Genomic DNA, 20,246 nt, shown 5'->3' on the forward strand with positions numbered 1-20,246 from the left:
CCCGAAGCAACCTGAAGTAAATCCGCCCAGTGAAGGTCAATCAACAATCCGGCTATATATTACATCGCCAGTCTTATCGAGAAAGCAGTTTGTTGGTTCAAATATTCACTCGGAATTTTGGCAGATTAACGTTAATTGCAAAGGGTTGCCGAACAAAAAAATATCAGGTTCAGGGGTTGTTTCTACCCTTTAAACCATTGCTGCTAAGTTGGACCGGAAAAGGGGATTTGCCTATTTTGACTTCAATCGAACAAATCGGCTTCTGTCCGCAACTGGATGCTTCGAGAGTCGCTTGTGGCTACTACATAAACGAACTTATTTTAAAACTTCTGCACCGTCATGATCCCCATGAATTGCTGTATGACAAGTATGATAAATCAATTTTTCAATTAACAGATAAAAAAAATCCAAATTCGGTGTTGCGTGTATTCGAAAAATATTTGCTCCAGGAAATTGGCTTTGGACTGGTACTCGACCATGACGCTGAAAGCGGAGAAACCATTGCAGAAGAGCATAGTTATCAATATGTCCCGCAGAAGGGTCCGATAGCGACCAATAAGGAACAAGGCGATATTATTTCCGGTTCCACGCTAATAGCGCTACAAAATGAAGAATTTAACTCAGCTCAGGATCGGTCCCAGGCGCGACGGCTTACCCGTTTGCTTATTGATATCCAGTTAAATGGAAAAGAGTTGCGTTCGAGAAGGGTGATGCGGGAAATGAAACACTATAGAGAGCAGATTTCAAATGAATACTAAACCAAGCCGATGTCTAATTGCCTAAACTGTAGTGAATAGACAGAAATTTCTGAATCGCCGGCGGCTCTGGATTTAGTTAAAAAAAGAGGTCTGTGTATTCCATGCTTCGCCGAAGTATATACTTGGCGGATGCGACAATTCGACCGCATATACCGATTATGCCAGGTCATCCACGCGCGTCGGGTGGACAACGAGGTGTTTCGCGCGGTGTCATCGGCGCTGTTCCTTCGCCGCCAGTTGCGCGTCACCTATCACGCGCGCTCCAGTGACCGCATACGCGTATACGCGACTCTCGCGAGCACGGTGCGCGAAATGAGCGACCGGCAACTGGATGCGCTGGTGGGCGGCTCCTACGGCATCTTCGCCGACAGGCCGTGTCACCTCGCCCCGCCCGAACTGCGCCGCTTGGTGCGCCGGCGCCTGGAGGCGGCGCACTGCCGTTGCCCGTTGTCGTCGTCCGCCGCCGCAGGGTCAGGCGGTGGCGGCGATGCGTTTGTGCAGTCGGTCCTTTTGCTCGCGCCAGACCAGCGCCGCGGGGTCAAGGTCCCGGGTTGTCGGCGACTCCTCTTCATAGTGATGAAACCGATCCTGCCCCCGCACCAGCAACGCGCTGAAGCCCGGCAGTTTGGTCTGCCGCACATGGGGAGCGATGTATTGGATGTTGAGTCCGATGCGCCGGTCGTCGCTGCGGTTGGGCAGGGATGAATGCAGGGTCCAGCCGTGATGAAATGAAGCCTGGCCCGGGTTAAGTGGGCAATACACCGCGTCCCGCTCATTCACGCCGTGCACCTTTTGGCTTTGGAACAGCACGTTGTTTTCGTCCTCGACCGAAATGTCGTGCTTCCTCGGTCCGGCGGCATGACTGCCAGGGATCATGCGCATGCAGCCGCTTTGTTCATCGGCGGGCGATAACGCCAACCATACCGATACCTGCCCATCGCCATCCAGCCCCCAGTAGGTGAGATCCTGATGCCAACTTACATGGGCGGGCGTGTTGGCTTCCTTGATGATATAAGTGGTGTTGTACAACAGGATGTCCGCACCCAGAATTTGCTCCACCAGATCGAGGATGTTGGAGTGAGTAGCCAACTGGTAAGGAGAGCGCAAAATGGTATGCACCTTTGCCTGGTAATGCAGCGGCCCGATCTGATGCTCCGCATCCTGTACGCATCGCCGGTGTCGCAGGGCTTGTTTCTTGCTGAGTACATCAATCGGGGACAAAAACCCCAGTTTGTCATAGTCGCTTTTCAAGGTAGCGGGCATGGGCGAATCCTCGAACGATTAGTCAATAGTATATAAGTCCACCACATTTGGTACTCTAGGTTGATAGAGTATAGGAATTGTACAGAAAATTGCCGGTCGAGATCATGATATTTATAAATCCGTAGAGACGAGGCATGCCGTGTCTCTACCTCTACCCCGCTCGTCATTTGTAGGTTGATTTTTCCTCGTGGACCGGCCGGTTTGCGAGAAAGGCGCGACATTAAAAAAACAGCGCCAAGGACAAAAGGACAAAATCGCTATCACGCAGGCTGAAACTGATGTTGTCGGGATCGACATTTGAAAATGCCTGGGCTTCTAAACTAATACGAGAATCCGCCCAAAAAAATTTACCGGCACGACGATTGGCCTCAATCCTGAAGCTGGATGTTTGATCGTCACGGTCAATAAATGCGCCAGCCAGAACCTCGGAACTCTCCGCATCATTAAACCCTAAACGCAGTCCCATGAACAGGTCATTCTGAAAAACAACCGTAGCGCGATCACCCCGACTGTCATGGTGGTATTCGGCCAGCACCCCAAGGTCGAACAGCCCATCCGACATGCCGTAGAAACTGTACTCGAGCCCGCCGACCACAGCGGTAAAATCATTCGCGGCAATACTGTTGCCAAATTCCCGCCTAATGGCTTCGAGTTTCCACAACCAGGCACCGCTTGTAGCCTGGACATCGAGTCCATATTGATCAATCAGCGCATAAAAGGGAATCCGCCGACTACCGCAATTGAAGATCGGGTCGCGGGAAGTGCCGTGAAACCAGGAAAGTCCATAGTCAACAATACCCCGATAGCCACTAAAACGGAGCGCATAGTCAACATGATCATCGCCGTCATCGGATTCGTATTCAGGCTTGTTATTCACTTCACAGGGCAGGGCAATGGGATTTTCAATTGACAGGAATTTCCTTTCCCTGAAACCCGGCAGGGCAAATAATGTCAATGCACTTTGGTCGAAGGAGCGGCTGAGTCGCAACATTGGCTGGCCCAACTTGTCCTCGCCATCGATGCCCTCAAGAAAATCGGTTTGGTTAATCACATCCACCAGATGACTGGATTCCGCGACTCCCCAGAATACCTTGCCCAATCCCGCCAGGGTTTCCCAATTACCGGCCACATGAACCACATTGAGTTCGCGGATATCGATATGCCGCCGTGCATGATCTTTATTGTCCCATCGACCAAAAGACGTGAACGTGAACAGGGTATCTCCGCCGTTGAAACTGTGCTTGAATTCTGGCTCGATACTGACTGCAAAATTGCTGTCGAACCGCGCCGGGTTGTGAGCGTTCTCTGTATAGCCACGCGCCTCGACCTCCAGGATATAACCGAATTCAATACCGTGTACGATTGGCGCACCCAAAAATAACACAAACCCTGCAACTGGCAATGCCAGCCCGATTAATATTTTCATAAAGTGGTTATCGCTTACAGCAATCGTTTTAGTGCATTTTGACTGAAATCCTGGTCATCCATCGGACTCTCAAAATCATAATTTGTCCAGTTCAAGCGGGTACTCTTCCCGGTCTGGTGGTTGGTCATCTCGAACTGGTCGGCACGCCAGTAACCGCCGGTGTATTCCTTGAATCCGGTGATTTCGAGTGTTTTTAACAGCGAATCCTTGCGGTCATAAAACTCGACCTTAATGTTTCGATACTGCACCTTATCGATCCAGGTAATTTGGCGCTTGTACGCGGAATTTTCATATTGGGGAATTCGCTCGATAACATAACACTGGTACCCTTCGCCACACGCTTCTTCGCGCAACAGTTTATAGGTGTATTTTTCTATTTCCTGGGAAGCGAGGTCCTCAAAAGCGAATTCGCTGCCCATGAAGGGTCCGGATTTGTTTTTCGACGAAATGCGTTTAACCCGCTTAATCGAGGGCAGGAACAACCACTGATCATCAGCGACCAGACCGTGGGAGAAGGTCAGCATAGCGGTTCCAGCCACGTCCTTTGGCTGTTTGAACAGAGACAGCGATTTATCGCCATCACCGTCAACTTCAAGCTGGCGATTGGTAATCTCGCGGCGGCTCTCCCGGCCGGCGCGATTTCGCAGAATCATTTCCATATCGGCGGTTATATGTTTCCAACCGCTATCGCGTTGGTCTGCAGCAATGGCAATTTCGGTCCCGCGTTGCTCGGCAGTCTGGGCAAACGCCAGATTAAACGCCAGGCCAAACAGCGTTAGAAAACACAGCTGAGCAACAATGATAGTTTTTACGATAACTTTTACGAAAGGCATTTTTCCTCCTTTGGAAATGCTGAATTAATTTATACCGACTGTGTAGTGGTCTCGATTTCTGAATTTTTCCGCGCGGCACCAATCAACCATTGATCGAATCGAATCAGCAAGACCGGCAGCAAGAGGAAATCAACGATGAGGGCAAACATGATTACGATAGCGACCAACAAGCCCATCTCCGCATTCAACGCAAACGACGAAGTTGACAACACCAGGAAGCCGGCGGCCAACGCCACCGATGTAATCCATAACGCAATGCCCACGGTCGAAAATGCGTAACCAACCGCTTTGATTGCCTCCAGACCCTGAGCGCGGCGCGCGCGCAAGTATTTGCTCATAAAGTGGATGGTATCGTCGACCACGATGCCCAGCGTCATTGCCGTGACCACCGACAAACCCAGACCTATTTCAGCATCCACGATTCCCCACAGTCCGAATGCCATCGCCGCCGGGGCAATATTGGGGATCAATGTCAGCAGACCATAACGTACTGAACTGAAAGCCAGAATCAGCAACAACGATATTGCCACCAGCGCAAAAGCGGTGCCGCCCAGCATACTGATAATGTTGCGCATGCCGATATGGGAAAACATGATGGTCGGACTGGCGCCGGTGGTGTGAATTTCCGGTGTATTCTGTTGCAGCCAAGTGGAGGCCCGATCCTCGAATGCCAGGGTATTCGTTGTGGACAAGGTTTTAAGCGTCGCGCTGAGCCGTGTTCGTTGTTTATCGATATCGATTTGATTGTTCAAGTCAAGGCCATATGGCAGGGACATTTCGTAGAGCAACAGGTATTGAGCCGCCATTTCACGTTGTTCCGGCAATGCGTACCAGGAGGGATCACCGCCATGCATACTTTTGTTTATGCGTTTGAATACATCGGTCACAGTGTTGACATGGATGACCTCTGGCTGTTGCCGAAGCCAGTCGGTAAATTGTTGCACTTGTCCTAGGTAGCGCGGTTCAGAAATTGCGCCGGACTCCCCGGCATTCAGTGAATAATCGATGAAATACATGCCAGTCAGGTTGTCCACAACGAAATCGGTGTCGGTACGAAACTCGATGCGCTCATCGAAGTAGTTGACGAAAACATCATTTAACTGGTTTTTTGGAATACTCAATACCAGGCCAACGATCATTAAACTGACCACTGGCATCAGCATACCGCGTCGGCGAATCACCCAGCCTGAAAACGTGTTCATTATTTCACCGCCGTAAGCCCGGCCCTTCTTATTACTTGCAGGCAGTAACGTAACCAGAGCGGGCAATAGCGTCATAGCGTAGAACCAGGCAAACAAAACCCCCATTGCGGCGATGTTGCCAAGATCACCAAACGGCGGCGCATCACTAAAATTGAGGGAAAGAAACCCGATTGCGGTTGTCAATGAAGTCAGTAAGACCGGGCTGAAATTGATTCTCAGGCTTTCTGTCATAGACGCTGTCTTATCCATCCCACTGCGGTATTTCTGCAGCCAGTTGGCGAGGACATGTACACAGTCCGCAACTGCCAAGGTCAGAATAATTGTGGGTGCGGACATCGACGGAGGGGTCAATTTAATGCCCATCCATCCGGCCATACCCATTGCCGAGACTATAGAAAGCGCGATGGCGATGAAGGTCGTCACCGTACCGCTCAATCCCCTTAACTGCAGGAATACAAGAAACAGTATGATTGCGAAAGCGGCCGGCAGCAGATGGGTCATATCGAACAACGATGCTTCTGGAAATGCCTGGTTCATCATCATGATGCCAGTCAGGTAAACCTTCAGGTTTGGGTAAGTTTGTTCGACATAACTTCGCATCTCCCGAACATGCTCAGCAACCTGGGGGCCTTCGGTGGCTTCATCAATTCCTGGGGTCTCGACCGTAATGTTAATGGCGGCAACCCGGGCATCCGCAGAGATTAACCGGTGCACCAAGAAAGGCTCATTGACCGCGATATCCTGAATTCTGGCCAAGTCGGCATCGCTTAGGGAATCCGCATCCTCATACAAATCGGCCACTATCAGGTTATCGCCTTGAGCCTCTGTGTGCTGATAGTTTGACAGCGAATCCACCCTGATCGAAAACGGCGTTTCCCAAGCGCGATCGGTCAGATCCGAAATCGCCGCCAGAGTGTCCTGGGTGAACACCTTGCCGTCCTCGGGCGCGATAACAAATAAAACATTATCGTTTTTTGTATAGGTGCTTTGCAGGTTTTCAAATGCCAGCAAATGGGGGTCATCGCCAGAAAAAAACACGCGATAATCATTGGTGAATCCCAGAAACTGAACGCCGGAAGCCGCCGCCACGGCGAGCATCAAAGAAAGCGTCAGCGTCAAAACTCGATTACGGGTAACCCAACTTCCCCACTTGATTGCGAATTGTTCCATTGAAAATTACCTGAAATAAATTTAATACCTTGATCTCATTGTTTCAATCATTTTAAAATTTCTGCAAAATTTCGATGAATTTTTTCCTTTGATGTTATATGGGCGCCCAACATCACTAACACTATTCCTAATATAGCGGATGCTTCCAATGATTCTCCCCAAACCAAATATCCGATGATTGCGGCGATAACCACGGACGCATAACTCCAAGTATTGACTTTATCGGCGGGTGCGGCGGCAAATTTTACAGCGGTCCCGGCGAGCGCAAACAGTAAGGCAGACAGCATCATCAAAGCGATGCCGAGATTTATATCGCCCTCGTATTTTAGCGTTGTTTTGGCCATCTACCTGCTCGGTGTATTAAGAGCGTATTTTTCGTCGCTCGTTGGCGCATCATTCGGAAAGTTAGCGGGAAGGTAGTGTTGGTTCTCTTAATCAGATTTTCAAAGGAAGCGAACACTTATAGATGGGAAGATAATCATAGTATATATAACCTGTATGCGTGGTTTTCTTGAGCGTAAACATCATGGAAAAAGTCACCATTATTTCTTGTTTCATAAGCGAGAACTGGCGCACAGGTAAGCATGGACACCAGCAACAAAAACCCCTCGCCTACGAAGGTGGTTTTATTCTGTTATTTATCCTCAACCGGTTGTTTCTTGCAGTAAACTGGAATGTCTTTAATCTATTGGGCAGTTGCGGAGGATATGTACTTTATGGCCCTGCGTCCTTTCTGCAACTAATATTCTCGAAAACTTTGCAGTACTTCGGCGCCGACTTTCGTAAACCTTGCATGATCGTCGAAACTTCACGTATAAATCCACGTATATCTGTGTATGGATTTACCGTTAGTGCAACTAATTTCCTGAGAACAACGTTGGGCAACTGATCGGATATAATCTTTGGTTTCATTGGCTCAATCTCCATCAGTAGATACCCAATTATATTGGGAAACGCGGACAAATATAATATTCTATGACGTACTCAGATCGTGTGGGCCGGTCACGTTTGCGCCGTGTTGGGGTAGTGATTCGCCACGAGCGGTTGCCCCTACGATTTCCCCGAATAAATGTAATTGGTTTGAGGATCCCTGAAATAAATTATTTTTTCTTCGGCATATACAAATCAGTAATCGTGCCTTCAAACGCTTCCGCTGCCAAGCCCAAAGTTTCGGCCAGGGTAGGGTGGGCGTGTATCGACAATCCAATATCCGCGGCATCCGCATTCATCTCAATAGCGAGCGCTGCTTCGGCGATAAGTTCCCCGGCATTGCTGCCGGTGATTCCAGCGCCAATGAGTCTATGGGTATGGTTATCAAAAAGAAGTTTGGTCACCCCTTCACTGCGGCCTTGAGACAGAGATCGTCCACTGGCGGCCCAAGGAAAAACGCCTTTCCCATAGTCCAAGCCTTGTGTTTTGGCTTCGGTTTCGGTGACGCCAACCCAGGCCACCTCTGGATCGGTATAAGCCACGCTCGGAATCACTCTGGCATCAAACCCGCTTTTTAATCCTGCCGCGACTTCAGCAGCCACCTTGCCCTCATGCACCGCTTTGTGTGCAAGCATCGGCTGACCCACTATATCGCCGATGGCAAAGATATGCGGAATATTGGTTTGTTGTTGATCATTAACCGCTATAAATCCATGCTCTGAAATACTGACACCGGCTGCTTGTGCATTTATTCTATTGCCATTGGGCGTTCTGCCAACCGACACCAGCACCTTGTCAAAGGTTTCATTTTCCGGTGCTTGGTTTCCTTCAAAACTGACTTTGATGCCATTTTTTAGCGCTTTCATCTGCGTGACTTTGGTTTGTAGCCAAATATTTTCGTACTGAGATTTAATTCGTTTTTGCAATGGCCGAACCAAATCCGGGTCGGCGCCGGCCATAAGTCCATCCAACATTTCCACGACGCTGATTTTGCTTCCCAGCGCATGGTAAACGGTTGCCATTTCCAAGCCAATGATGCCGCCACCAACAATAAGCAGTTTTTTAGGTATATCGTCCAGTTCTAATGCGCTGGTTGAATCCAGCAGTCTTGGATCATCATGAGGGAAGCCCGGTATTTCAATCGGTTGTGATCCAGCCGCAATAATTGCATTTTCAAATGAGACCGATTCAGTTCCCGAGTCGGAGGTAACTTCAAGCATATTTGGACTTATGAATTGCCCCAGGCCATGAATAACCGTAACTTTTCGTTTTTTGGCCAAGCCAACCAGCCCTTGAGTCAGCTGATTGACAATGCCATTTTTCCATTTAAGCGTTTGCTTTATATTCACTTCGGGCGGGCGATAAATGAGCCCAATTTCTTTAGACTCCTCGCTCTCAGTGACAACTTTTGCGACATGCAGAAGCGCCTTGGATGGGATACAGCCAACATTGAGACAAACCCCGCCCAGATTTTCATAGCGCTCGATCAAGATAACATCGAGTCCAAGGTCCGCGGCGCGGAATGCTGCGGTGTAGCCACCTGGTCCAGACCCCAATACCACCAACGTGGCATGCTTATCGCCATTTATACATTCCCCTGCTTTGGCCGCGGCTTTGGATGTCGGTGCACCAGACTTGGCATGGTCTGGGGCATGGTCAGGCGGATTCGCGGATTCGCTTTTAACCGGCGCCGATTGTTGCACGAATTGTTCCGCGAATTCTTTCACCACAGCGGTTGCGGCGGTGCTTGGTTCGATCACTAACAAAACTTGATTCGAGGAAATTTCATCGCCAACCGCAATTTTCATTTCCTTAATGACACCGCTATGGCTGGCAGGAATTTCCATTGTGGCTTTATCACTTTCTATAGCGATCAAGGGGTCATCTGTTGCTATGACATCACCAACTTGCACAAAAATTTCGATGACAGGGACGTTTTCAAACTCGCCCAAATCAGGGGTTTTAATTTCAATCAGATCGGTCATAAATAAGGGTTGCTAACAAATTGGCACTTATCTTATAGAGACGGGGCTTACAGAGACAGTCTGCGGATATCCCCAAAAGATTGAGTGAGATAGGCGACAAATCTGGCCGCTTCCGCCCCGTCAATGACGCGATGATCGTAAGATAAATCCAACGGCAAGATTAGTCGGGGGTCGAATGATTCTCCATTCCACACCGGCATCATCTTCGATCTCGATACGCCCAGTATGGCTACTTCTGGGGCATTTATGATAGGCGTGAAGGCGGTTCCGCCAATGCCGCCCAGGCTGGAAATACTGATGCATCCGCCTTTAAGATCATCGGGTTTTAGTTTTCCATCTCTTGATCGTTCGCTAATGTCCGCCATCTCTCTCGCCAAATCAAAAACACTTTTTCGATCAACATCCCTGATTACAGGGACCACGAGTCCATTGGGCGTGTCCACCGCTATGCCGATGTTGTAGTATTTTTTTAATATTAACTCCTCGCGGTTGGCAGCAAGGGATGCGTTTACATTGGGATATTTTTTTAATGCGCCAATCAATGCTTTCATTACGAATGACAGCAATGTGATTCTTACGCCGTCTTTTTCCGCTTCGTCTTTTAACGACTTTCTAAACTGCTCGAGTTCGGTAATATCCGCTTCATCATGATGCGTAACATGGGGGATATTTAACCAGGCGCGTTGCAGGTGGGGGCCGGACAATTTTTTAATTCGGGATAACTTGATGGTTTCAATTCCCCCAAACTGGGAGAAATCAACATCAGGCATGGGCGGGATTCCAGAGCCGATTGCTTCACTGGCAGTTGATGGCGATGAAAGTTTTTGTTTGACCCAGGCAATGACATCCTGTTTAAGAATTCGTGCTTTCGGCCCGCTGCCGCCGACTTGACTTAGATCTGCACCAAGTTCTCTGGCAAACCTGCGTACCCCCGGGCTGGCATGAGGCGGATTGGAATGAAGCGCGCCGTCGGATTTTTCCATTGCAGTGGGTAAGCTGGAAGCAGGGGTGTGTGCCGGGGAATGTGCTTCAGTCACCGGCGTTTCCACAGCCGCATTGGCGGGTTGTTTAATGTCGGCTGTTTGGACTTCTTTTTCGGCTGGCTTTTGAGCATCTTGCTTTTGAACCACCTGGCTGGCAACTTCGCCAGCAATATCGCTAACAGTGTCAATGTGCATTATCACCGTTCCTTCGGATACGCTATCACCGACAGCGACACTAATAGCGGTGATGATACCCTTGCCCGGCGCAGGTATATCCATAGCCGCCTTGTCACTTTCCAGGGTTAACAACGGGTCTTCCGCGGAAACCGTATCCCCAATGCTCACTAAAATTTCAATGATTTCAACCGCATCGAAATCACCAATATCAGGAACCTTTACTTCAGCCATTGATTTCTATCACACCGTTACCGGGTTGGGTTTTTCCGGGTCGATGCCATACTTGGCGATGGCTTGTTCAACTTGTTCATTGGTTACGGCTTCCTGGTCGGCCAGCGCTTTCAAGGCACAGACCGTGACATGGTGACGATCGACTTCAAAAAATTTTCTTAGCTGTTGCCGTGTATCACTTCGTCCATAACCGTCGGTACCGAGCACATAGTATTGATTGGGAACGAAGGCGCGAATTTGCTCGGCGTATAATCGCATATAATCGGTTGTGGCAATCACCGGGCCTTCGGTGTTTCCCATGCACATTTCCACATAACTTTGTTTCGGATTTTCATCAGGATGGAGTCGATTGTAACGCTCCACATCCTGCCCGTCACGGGTTAATTCATTGAAACTGGTTACGCTCCAAATGTCCGCGCTAATGCTAAATTCTGTATCCAGCATTTGTGCCGCAGCTTCAACCTCCCTTAATATGGTCCCGCTGCCCAGCAATTGCACTTTGTTTTTATTTTTCTTCTTGCCCACCTGCTTGAGTAAATACATACCACGCAGAATGCCTTCATTAGCATTGTTTGGCATTTCAGGATGGGTATAGTTTTCATTCATTACGGTAATGTAGTAATAAACGCTTTCCTGCTGTTGATACATTCGCCGCATACCATCGTGGATGATGACTGCCAGTTCGTAGCAATAAGTCGGATCGTAGGAAATACAATTGGGCACCGTTGCCGCCAGGATTAAACTATGCCCGTCCTGGTGTTGCAGACCTTCCCCGGCCAACGTGGTGCGTCCGGCGGTGCCGCCCATGATGAATCCACGCGCGCGGCTGTCGCCAGCGGCCCAACATAAATCACCGATGCGCTGGAAGCCGAACATGGAATAGAGAATGTAAAACGGGATGGTGCATATATCATGATTACTATAGGCCGTGCCGGCCGCAATCCACGAAGACATGGCCCCCGCTTCATTGATGCCCTCTTGCAACACTTGCCCATTTTTATCTTCGCGGTAAAACATCAACTGCTCGGAATCCACCGGTTCATATAACTGTCCTTTGGGAGAATAAATTCCCAATTGCCGAAACATGCCCTCCATGCCAAAGGTCCGCGATTCATCGGGGATGATTGGAACAATAATATTTTTAAGTTCCTTGTTTCGTACCAGAGCGGAGAGGATGCGCACGAATGACATCGTGGTGGAAATTTCTCGATCACCGGTGCCCTCCAACTGAGATTTAAAAATTGACAAGGCCGGCAATTTAAGCGCTGGCGCGCTCAGACTTCGGCGGGCCGGTAAAAATCCGCCTAATTTTTCTCGGTGAGCAAGTAAGTATTGGGTCTCTACTGAATCTTTTCCCGGGCGATAAAACGGCGCTTTGGCGACTTCTTCATCGGTCAAGGGAATATTGAAACGATCGCGAAATGCCAGCAGGGATTCTTCCCCCATTTTCTTTTGTTGGTGCGTGGTGTTCTGGCCCTCGCCGGCTTCGCCCATGCCATAACCTTTTACGGTTTTAGCCAGGATCACCGTTGGCTGACCGCTATGCCGGATTGCGGCATGATAGGCGGCGTAGATTTTATGCGGATCGTGTCCGCCCCGATTCAACCGCCAAATATCGTCATCGGTCATATTGGCGACCATCGCTTTTAATTCCGGGTTGTCGCCAAAGAATTTTTCCCGCACATAGGCGCCGTCATTGGCTTTGAAAGCCTGATACTCGCCATCAACCGCTTCCTCCATACGTTGCTTGAGTAGTCCTTTGTCGTCGCGCTGTAACAATTTGTCCCAATAACCCCCCCAAATTACCTTGATCACATTCCAGCCAGCGCCACGGAAATCGCGTTCCAACTCCTGAATAATTTTTCCATTGCCGCGCACTGGCCCATCCAGTCGCTGCAGGTTGCAGTTGACCACAAAAATCAGGTTGTCCAGGTTTTCCCGGCCAGCAATCGCAAGCGCACCGGTAGATTCAGGTTCATCCATTTCGCCATCACCAAGAAATGCCCAGACCTTTCGGTCTTTGGCGTCAATCAGTCCACGATTATGCAAATACTTCATATAACGCGCCTGATAGATCGCCATAATCGGACCGAGCCCCATAGAGACCGTGGGAAATTGCCAGAAGTCTGGCATCAACCAGGGATGCGGATAGGAGGAAAGGCCGGTGCCATCCACTTCCTGACGAAATAATCGCAAGTCTTCCTTGTTCAATCGCCGTTCCAGATAGGCGCGCGCATAAATTCCCGGCGCAGAATGTCCTTGAATAAATAACATATCGCCTAAATGTTCGGTCCCGTCTTGTCCAGACACGCCGGCTCGCCAGAAATGATTAAATCCAACGTCATAAAGGGTGGCGGCAGACGCAAAACTGGCAATATGCCCGCCTAATTCCGATGAAATACGGTTCGCTCGGATCACCATGGCCATGGCATTCCAACGCACTAAGGCACGAATTCGCCTTTCCAGGCCGTGGTCCCCGGGACTTGGCTGCTCCTGATGCACCGGAATTGTATTCAGATAAGCGGTATTGGCCCGATACGGGATATGGGCGCCAGAGCGGCGCGCCGTATCAATCAGCGATTCAATCAAGAAATGCGCGCGCTCATGCCCCTGAGTTTCGATGACCGAGGAAAGCGCATCAAGCCATTCACTGGTTTCTGTCGCATCGGTATCGATTAGCCTTTCGTTGTCGGACATAAACCCTATACCTTAATTAGTCTTATTAAACATAAGCGATAGTGTAACACGTCAACTTAAAATACCTCAAAAATCAACAAAAGTTCAATCCCCGATAGCTACCGCCACCCGCATTAAGAGCGCCCGCACAAGCCCAGAAACCGTTGGCACTGTATAGGTTCAGAAACATATTGCACTACCACAGGGAGGTCGATTAGACTGTTCAGGTCATCTCTGTACTTTAATTTTATACTTTAATGAGAGCGGTTTTTCTATTCATGTCAAAAACGATATGACCGCTGGCCATCGCTGGGCCGACCCGACCACCAAGGCGATCGTCATGCTGGTAATCGCCACATTGTTTTTCGCTTCGCAGGATGCCTTGACCAAGCACTTGGTGCAAACCCTGCCCGCTTCGCAGATTGTCGCCGTGCGGTTTTTCTTTTTCGCCTTGTTCGCGCTCGCCTATGTCAGTCGCAGAATCGGCATTGCCACGGCATTTCGTTCACAACGGCCGTGGCTGCAGATTTTTCGCGGGCTGCTATTGTCCGGTGAAATTATTGTGTTCGCCTATGCCATTCAGTTTCTCGGGCTGGCTGAAATGCACACCCTGTTTGCTTGCTTCCCGCTCCTGATCACCGCGCTGTCAGTGCCGCTGTTGCGGGAGTCCGTTGGCTGGCGTCGCTGGCTCGCGGTGTTTTTCGGATTCATCGGCACGTTGATTATCCTGCGCCCCGACAGCGGGGTTTTCCAGCCAGCGGCGGCCATCGCCCTGGCCGCGGCGTTGATGTTCGCGCTCTATAACATCCTCACCCGCAAGGTCTCGCGCCACGATTCCTTTGAAACTTCGTTGCTCTACATGGGCGTGGTCGGCTTCGCCGGCGCCATGCTGATCGCGCCCTTCTACTGGCGCCCTGTCGCCGCCACTGAAGCCATCTGGCTATTGCTGATCAGCGTTACATCCATCATCGGCCATCTGCTGTTAATCAAGTCGTTGGCGCTGGTTCCGGCGGTTATACTGCAACCGTTCAATTACTTTGTGCTGATATGGGCGATCATCATCGGATTTTTGCTGTACGGCGAAGTGCTTTTCCCGGCCACGCTGCTGGGCGCCGGCATCGTCGTCGGCAGCGGCGTTTTTATCGCCCATCGGGAATACAAGCTGATGCGCCGCGCACAGTTGCTTTAGCGCCGTAACACCTAACCTTTTTACAACCAGCACCCGTACTTTGACCAACTACACACCCCTTGACCAATACCTGAAGCGGCATCCAGAGACGCAGTATCTCGACGCCATTCTATGCGACTTGTCGTGCGTGATTCGTGGTAAGCGTTACCCGATTGACCTGGCCGACAAAATTTTCACCGACGGCATGATGTTGCCCGGCTCGTCGGTTTTGCTGGCCGTCACCGGCGATTCGCATGATCCAGAGGGCCTGGGGTTTTCCGACGGCGACCCGGACGAAGTCGCCATTCCCATCGACGGCACTTTGGTGCCGGCTGCGTGGGCGCGTTATCCCACCGCGCAGGTGATGCTGACCCTGCAAAGCCTGAATGCGAAACCCTATTATTTTGAACCCAGAAACGTCCTGGCCAGAGTTATCGAGCGCTTCGGTGAATTGGGACTCAGGCCGGTGGTGGCGTTTGAACTGGAGTTCTATCTGCTCGACCCGGCGCACGACAACGGCGAGTGCATCCAACCGCCGCTGGCGCCGCTCAGCGGGCAGCGAAGCGACGCCACCCAAGTCTATGGTATCAATGAGGTTGAAGATTTCAGCCACTATCTGCACGAGGTGAATGACGCCTGCGCCTGGCAGGGCATAGCAATCGGCGCGATCTCGGCGGAATACGCCCCCGGCCAGTTCGAAATCAACCTGCGCCACAGCGACCAACCACTTGAAGCGGCCGATCAATGCGTGATGTTCCGCCGTGCGGTTCAGTGCGTGGCCAGAAAACACCGACTGCAAGGCACCTTCATGGCCAAGCCTTATGTGGCGCGCTCCGGTAGCGGACTGCACCTGCACATCAGTTTGCTCAACGACGATGGAGAAAACGTATTCGATGGCGGCGGCCAAGAGGATACGTACGGCACACCCGCCAGCCCGCAGCTCAGGCACGCCATCGGCGGGCTCAGGCAAACCCTGGCCGAATCGATGGCGATATTTGCCCCCAACGTCAATTCCTATCGGCGATTCGTCGCCAACAGTTATGTGCCGGTGAGCCCGAGTTGGGGCTATGAAAACCGTTCGGTGGCTATTCGCATTCCTAAAAGTTCGGGCAGCGCGCGCCGTATCGAACACCGTGTCGCCGGCGCCGACGCCAATCCCTATTTGACCCTGGCGGCGTTGCTGGCTGGTATTCACCACGGCCTCAGCAACCACATTGATGCGGGTCAACCGACTTCGGGAAATGCTGGCCAGCAACTGCATCCGGGAATGCCGTTCGATGCGCAAAGCGCCTTTGAGAAATGCCGCCACAGCAAGATTTTGCCCGGCTATTTCGGCCAGCAATACCTGAACGCATACAGCAGTTGCAAGTTGAAAGAGTACCAAGCTTTCATCGAAAGCGGTCACAGCGAGACCAGTTGGTATCTGTGAACTTGCCTGAGATAAAATATGCACCGAGAACACCGCTGCGATCGATTATTTGAATCGGCGCAGCTCGGTCCGGTGGACCAGCCGCAACCGTCGAACAAACCCTGAATAAGAGATCCCATGAGCGAACACGAGGGCGAACGCGAATATCCGCATCACCACGACGGCCCCTGCGATATCGAGCAACGAGTCAAGTCGCTGGAAAACTTGTTGATCGAAAAGGGGCTGGTGGATGCCGCAGCGATGGACGAATTGGTCGATACCTATGAAAACCGGGTCGGCCCCAGGAACGGCGCGCAGGTCGTCGCCAGGGCCTGGACTGATCCTCAATACAAACAGCGCTTGCTTGCGGACGCCACCAGCGCGATCAGGGAAATGGGCTATGCCGGCCGCCAAGGCGAACACATGCGGGTTGTGGAAAACACCGAGCAGGTACACAACATGGTGGTGTGCACGCTGTGCTCCTGCTACCCGTGGCCGGTGCTCGGCCTGCCGCCGACCTGGTATAAGGCATCCAGCTACCGCGCTAGAGCGGTGCGCAAACCGCATGTGGCGCTGGCCGAATTCGGCGTTATTCTTGGGCGCGACGTTGAAGTGCGGGTGTGGGATTCCACTGCGGAAATCCGTTATCTGGTGTTGCCGAAAAGACCGCGCGGCAGCGAAAACCTGAGTGCTGAGCAACTGGCACGCCTAGTCACCCGCGATTGCATGATCGGCGTTGCCTTGGCGATGCCAGTGGCTGATTTGAAATGAATGCAGCACATGATCTCGGCGGGCTACGCGGGTTCGGCGCGATTGACGACATGTTTATTCGTGATGGGCAGACCGCGCTGTTTCCCAATGAATGGGAGGCAACGGTATTCGGCATGACTCTGGCCTGCGGCATGTTGGGCCAGTGGAACCTCGACCAAACGCGCTGTGCCCGTGAGCAAATGCAGCCGGCGCATTATCTTGCCAGTTCGTATTACGAACACTGGCTGCATGGCCTGGAACGACTGCTGGTTGATCGCGGTTTGCTCAGCACGGCCGAGCTACAAACCGGCAAAGCGACGGGTAAGGGGCGGTTGCAAGCGGTTACGGTTGAGCGCGTGTCGGAAATTCTGGGCCAAGGCGCGCCGACCATTTTGCCTGCTGAAGCCACGCCTCGGTTCGTCAGCGGCGCGCGTGTCAAGGTGCGAAATGGCACGCTCAAATCCCATACCCGCGCGCCTCGCTACACGCACGGATGTGAAGGCGTGATCATGCTCCATCACGGTGCGCATATTTTCCCGGACCAGCATGCGGCGAGCGGTGAAAAACAACCGAAACATCTTTATAATGTCCGTTTTGAAGCGCGCGATCTTTGGGGTGAAGCGGATGGGGAAGGGCTGGCTGGAAAAGCACCGGCCGCGGTGTATGTCGATCTGTTCGAGCCTTACCTGGTGGCGGCGGATGTCGAGCCCTGAGCCAATTCCCGGGCAACCCCAAGCCGACGGCGAACTGGTATTCGCCGCGCCGTGGCAGGCGCGAACCTTCGCCATGGCGGTTCAACTCAACCAATCGGGACTGTTCGAGTGGAAGGAATGGGCCGCGCAACTGGCGCACAATATCGCCGAGTTCGAGAAGCAAAACACCATTGAGGACAGCGACGCCTACTATCGGCTATGGCAGGAAACCCTGGAGCAAATCGTCGCGGGGAAACTGAATTGTGATTGCAATTTGTGATTAATAAGTGAATGATGTTCCGACAGTTAAGGGGGCGGCAATCCCTTCTCGTCGTTGCCAGGATTGCGGCTACGCCGCATGTGTTGCCTATCAGTAAAACAATCGGGAGAGTGTTAAAATAGACTTGTTTTGCGAGAGCGGCTATTGTTGAGTTGCCTTGCATTTTCGCAAGGGGATAGTTGTTCCCTCCTGTTTGCTCAATGTGTACTTATAGACGAGGATTTGAAATGACTATCAAAATCGGTGATCGAATACCCAATGTCACCATCGCCATCATGACATCGGACGGGCCGACGGAATTGATCACCGATGAAATTTTCGCGAATAAAAAAGTGGTGCTTTTTGCCCTGCCTGGAGCCTACACCCGGACTTGTTCGGCGGCGCACTTGCCCGGTTATGTGGTGCATCACGATGCTATTGTAGAAAAAGGGGTCGATGCCATTGCCTGCCTGTCGGTCAACGATGCGTTTGTGATGGCAGCGTGGGGCAAAGCACAAAATGTCGAGAAAAATATACTGATGCTGGCTGATGGCAGCGGTGCGTTCACCGAGGCGGTCGGGCTGGAGTTGGACTTAACTGCGCGCCATATGGGGGTTCGCTCGCAACGCTATGCCATGATTGTCGATGATGGCGTGGTTACCCATCTAAACGTCGAGCAAGGCGCCAATTTCGAGGTCAGCGATGCCGAAACTATCCTGCGGCTGTTGTAACGGTTGTTGTAAAGCGGGCAACCACCTTAAACGCGTTAACGCTTGCGATCAATATGAGCAGATTTTTTAGGGGAGTTAAAGATTCTATTTCTCTACCGATATTTAATGCTGTATAATCCGTAGATGGAACTCATTGATTTAGCGCTGACCTTCGACGATGTTTTGCTGGTTCCTGCAAAATCCGAAATTCTGCCCCAGGATGCGGATCTAAAAACCCGCTTTACCCGCAATCTCACAATAAATATTCCTTTGGTTTCTGCGGCTATGGACACCGTAACCGCTGCCAGGGCGGCGATTTGTCTGGCACAGCAAGGCGGTGTGGGCGTGATTCATAGAAATGTAACGCCTCAATTACAAGCCAAGGAAGTCAATCGGGTAAAGAAATTCGAGAGTGGCGTGATTACCGATCCGGTAACGGTGGGAAAAACCGCTCGGGTCAAGGATGTTCTGCAGCTGATGCAAAAGTATTCAATATCGGGCGTTCCCGTGGTTGATGGCCGAAAGGTTATTGGTATCGTCACCAATCGTGATTTGCGCTTTGAAAAGAATATGGATACGCCGGTGGATAAGGTGATGACCCCGGAACAGCATCTGGTTACGGTGGGTAAGGGTGCATCTTCGGACGAAATCCAGCGCTTGTTGCATCAACATCGTATAGAAAAAGTCTTGGTGGTGAGCGGTGACAATGAACTTAAAGGGTTGGTAACCGTAAAGGATATTCAAAAATCCAGTGATTACCCCAATGCCTGTAAGGATGATCAAGGACGGCTGCTGGTAGCGGCGGCAGTGGGCGTTGGTGAAGACACCGATGAAAGAGTGGAATGTCTGGCGAACGCCGGGGTCGATGCCATCGTGGTTGATACCGCCCATGGTCATTCGCGCGGGGTGCTTGATCGGGTTGCGATGATTAAAAAAACTTACGCTGATATGCAGGTGATAGGCGGTAACATCGCCACAGCGGAAGCGGCCAGGGACTTGGTCGATGCCGGTGCTGATGCGGTCAAAGTGGGCATTGGCCCCGGCTCGATTTGTACTACCCGAATTGTCGCTGGCGTCGGCGTGCCGCAGATTTATGCGGTCCAGCAAGTTGCTGAAGGCTTAAAGGGAACGGATGTTCCTTTCATCGCGGATGGCGGCATCCGCTTTTCCGGCGATATTGCCAAGTGCATCGCTTGCGGCGCGAATGCGGTGATGGTGGGGAGTATTTTAGCGGGTACCGATGAATCGCCGGGTGAAATCGAAATATTTCAAGGACGCTCTTACAAATCTTATCGGGGCATGGGCTCCATCGGCGCCATGCAGAAGGGCTCCAAGGATCGGTATTTTCAGGAAAGCGTCGATAGCGCGGATAAATTAGTGCCGGAAGGGATTGAGGGGCGTGTGCCTTATAAGGGCCCGATGATGAATATTATTCATCAGTTGATGGGCGGACTGCGCGCCAGCATGGGCTATACCGGCAGTGGCACGATAGAAGATATGCGCCACAAAACGCAATTTGTTCGCATCACCAATGCGGGCATGAAAGAAAGCCATGTGCATGATGTTTCCATCGTCAAGGAAGCGCCGAATTATCAAACCAGTTAGCAATTTTCAGCAATTTTCGC

17 protein-coding genes are annotated in these 20,246 nt (G+C 51.3%); 9 read left to right on the forward strand and 8 right to left on the reverse strand.

The window, feature by feature from the left end:
• Positions 1–29: 29 nt before the first annotated feature.
• Positions 30–758: a DNA repair protein RecO gene (gene recO / locus ACPXXB_RS05585; protein WP_423910342.1), complete on the forward strand. Its 729-nt coding sequence runs from the start codon at positions 30–32 to the stop codon at positions 756–758.
• A 471-nt stretch (positions 759–1,229) separates the two neighbouring features.
• Here recO and ACPXXB_RS05590 read toward each other — a convergent pair whose 3' ends face one another.
• The 5 genes from ACPXXB_RS05590 to ACPXXB_RS05610 all read right to left on the reverse strand — a co-directional run bounded on the left by ACPXXB_RS05590 (position 1,230) and on the right by ACPXXB_RS05610 (position 6,996).
• Positions 1,230–2,021 (reverse strand): phytanoyl-CoA dioxygenase family protein, encoded by a 792-nt coding sequence (locus ACPXXB_RS05590; RefSeq protein WP_423910345.1) that lies wholly within the window; start codon positions 2,019–2,021, stop codon positions 1,230–1,232.
• 220 nt (positions 2,022–2,241) lie between these two features.
• Complete coding sequence (locus ACPXXB_RS05595; protein WP_423910348.1) at positions 2,242–3,447, reverse strand: hypothetical protein; 1,206 nt, start codon at positions 3,445–3,447, stop codon at positions 2,242–2,244.
• 14 nt (positions 3,448–3,461) lie between these two features.
• On the reverse strand, positions 3,462–4,280 hold the full coding sequence (locus ACPXXB_RS05600; protein WP_423910351.1) for an outer membrane lipoprotein-sorting protein: 819 nt from the start codon (positions 4,278–4,280) through the stop codon (positions 3,462–3,464).
• A gap of 29 nt (positions 4,281–4,309) precedes the next feature.
• Positions 4,310–6,652 (reverse strand): efflux RND transporter permease subunit, encoded by a 2,343-nt coding sequence (locus ACPXXB_RS05605; RefSeq protein ID WP_423910353.1) that lies wholly within the window; start codon positions 6,650–6,652, stop codon positions 4,310–4,312.
• A 47-nt stretch (positions 6,653–6,699) separates the two neighbouring features.
• A complete protein-coding gene (locus tag ACPXXB_RS05610) occupies positions 6,700–6,996 on the reverse strand; it encodes a hypothetical protein (protein WP_423910356.1) in 297 nt (98 codons plus the stop codon).
• A 182-nt stretch (positions 6,997–7,178) separates the two neighbouring features.
• Here ACPXXB_RS05610 and ACPXXB_RS05615 point away from each other — a divergent pair, with 182 nt between their 5' ends.
• Positions 7,179–7,541, forward strand: coding sequence for a hypothetical protein (locus ACPXXB_RS05615; RefSeq protein WP_423910359.1), 363 nt, complete (start codon positions 7,179–7,181; stop codon positions 7,539–7,541).
• Between the two features lie 211 nt (positions 7,542–7,752).
• Here ACPXXB_RS05615 and lpdA read toward each other — a convergent pair whose 3' ends face one another.
• The 3 genes from lpdA to aceE are packed head-to-tail and all read right to left on the reverse strand — an operon-like array spanning position 7,753 to position 13,655.
• On the reverse strand, positions 7,753–9,567 hold the full coding sequence (gene lpdA, locus ACPXXB_RS05620) for a dihydrolipoyl dehydrogenase (protein ID WP_423910362.1): 1,815 nt from the start codon (positions 9,565–9,567) through the stop codon (positions 7,753–7,755).
• 47 nt (positions 9,568–9,614) lie between these two features.
• Positions 9,615–10,958, reverse strand: coding sequence for a dihydrolipoyllysine-residue acetyltransferase (aceF, locus tag ACPXXB_RS05625; RefSeq protein WP_423910365.1), 1,344 nt, complete (start codon positions 10,956–10,958; stop codon positions 9,615–9,617).
• Between the two features lie 9 nt (positions 10,959–10,967).
• The gene (aceE, locus tag ACPXXB_RS05630; RefSeq protein WP_423910368.1) at positions 10,968–13,655 is read right to left on the reverse strand and encodes a pyruvate dehydrogenase (acetyl-transferring), homodimeric type; all 2,688 of its coding nucleotides are present in this window, start codon (positions 13,653–13,655) and stop codon (positions 10,968–10,970) included.
• Between the two features lie 271 nt (positions 13,656–13,926).
• Between aceE and ACPXXB_RS05635 the strand changes: the two genes are divergently transcribed.
• The 7 genes from ACPXXB_RS05635 to guaB all read left to right on the forward strand — a co-directional run bounded on the left by ACPXXB_RS05635 (position 13,927) and on the right by guaB (position 20,226).
• Positions 13,927–14,823: a DMT family transporter gene (locus tag ACPXXB_RS05635; RefSeq protein ID WP_423910370.1), complete on the forward strand. Its 897-nt coding sequence runs from the start codon at positions 13,927–13,929 to the stop codon at positions 14,821–14,823.
• Positions 14,824–14,863: 40 nt separating this feature from the next.
• Positions 14,864–16,231, forward strand: coding sequence for a glutamine synthetase family protein (locus tag ACPXXB_RS05640; RefSeq protein WP_423910373.1), 1,368 nt, complete (start codon positions 14,864–14,866; stop codon positions 16,229–16,231).
• Between the two features lie 117 nt (positions 16,232–16,348).
• Positions 16,349–16,981, forward strand: coding sequence for a nitrile hydratase subunit alpha (gene nthA / locus ACPXXB_RS05645; protein WP_423910375.1), 633 nt, complete (start codon positions 16,349–16,351; stop codon positions 16,979–16,981).
• Positions 16,978–17,673: a nitrile hydratase subunit beta gene (nthB, locus tag ACPXXB_RS05650; RefSeq protein ID WP_423910378.1), complete on the forward strand. Its 696-nt coding sequence runs from the start codon at positions 16,978–16,980 to the stop codon at positions 17,671–17,673. The genes nthA and nthB overlap by 4 nt, the downstream gene beginning before the upstream one ends.
• Positions 17,660–17,932 (forward strand): nitrile hydratase accessory protein, encoded by a 273-nt coding sequence (locus ACPXXB_RS05655; protein ID WP_423910381.1) that lies wholly within the window; start codon positions 17,660–17,662, stop codon positions 17,930–17,932. The genes nthB and ACPXXB_RS05655 overlap by 14 nt, the downstream gene beginning before the upstream one ends.
• 227 nt (positions 17,933–18,159) lie before the next feature.
• On the forward strand, positions 18,160–18,642 hold the full coding sequence (locus ACPXXB_RS05660) for a peroxiredoxin (RefSeq protein WP_423910384.1): 483 nt from the start codon (positions 18,160–18,162) through the stop codon (positions 18,640–18,642).
• Between the two features lie 123 nt (positions 18,643–18,765).
• Positions 18,766–20,226 (forward strand): IMP dehydrogenase, encoded by a 1,461-nt coding sequence (gene guaB, locus ACPXXB_RS05665; protein ID WP_423910387.1) that lies wholly within the window; start codon positions 18,766–18,768, stop codon positions 20,224–20,226.
• Positions 20,227–20,246: the final 20 nt, after the last annotated feature.

The sequence above is a fragment of the Candidatus Spongiihabitans sp. genome (assembly GCF_965237845.1).
In the GTDB taxonomy this organism is placed as follows: domain Bacteria; phylum Pseudomonadota; class Gammaproteobacteria; order Arenicellales; family Poriferihabitantaceae; genus Spongiihabitans.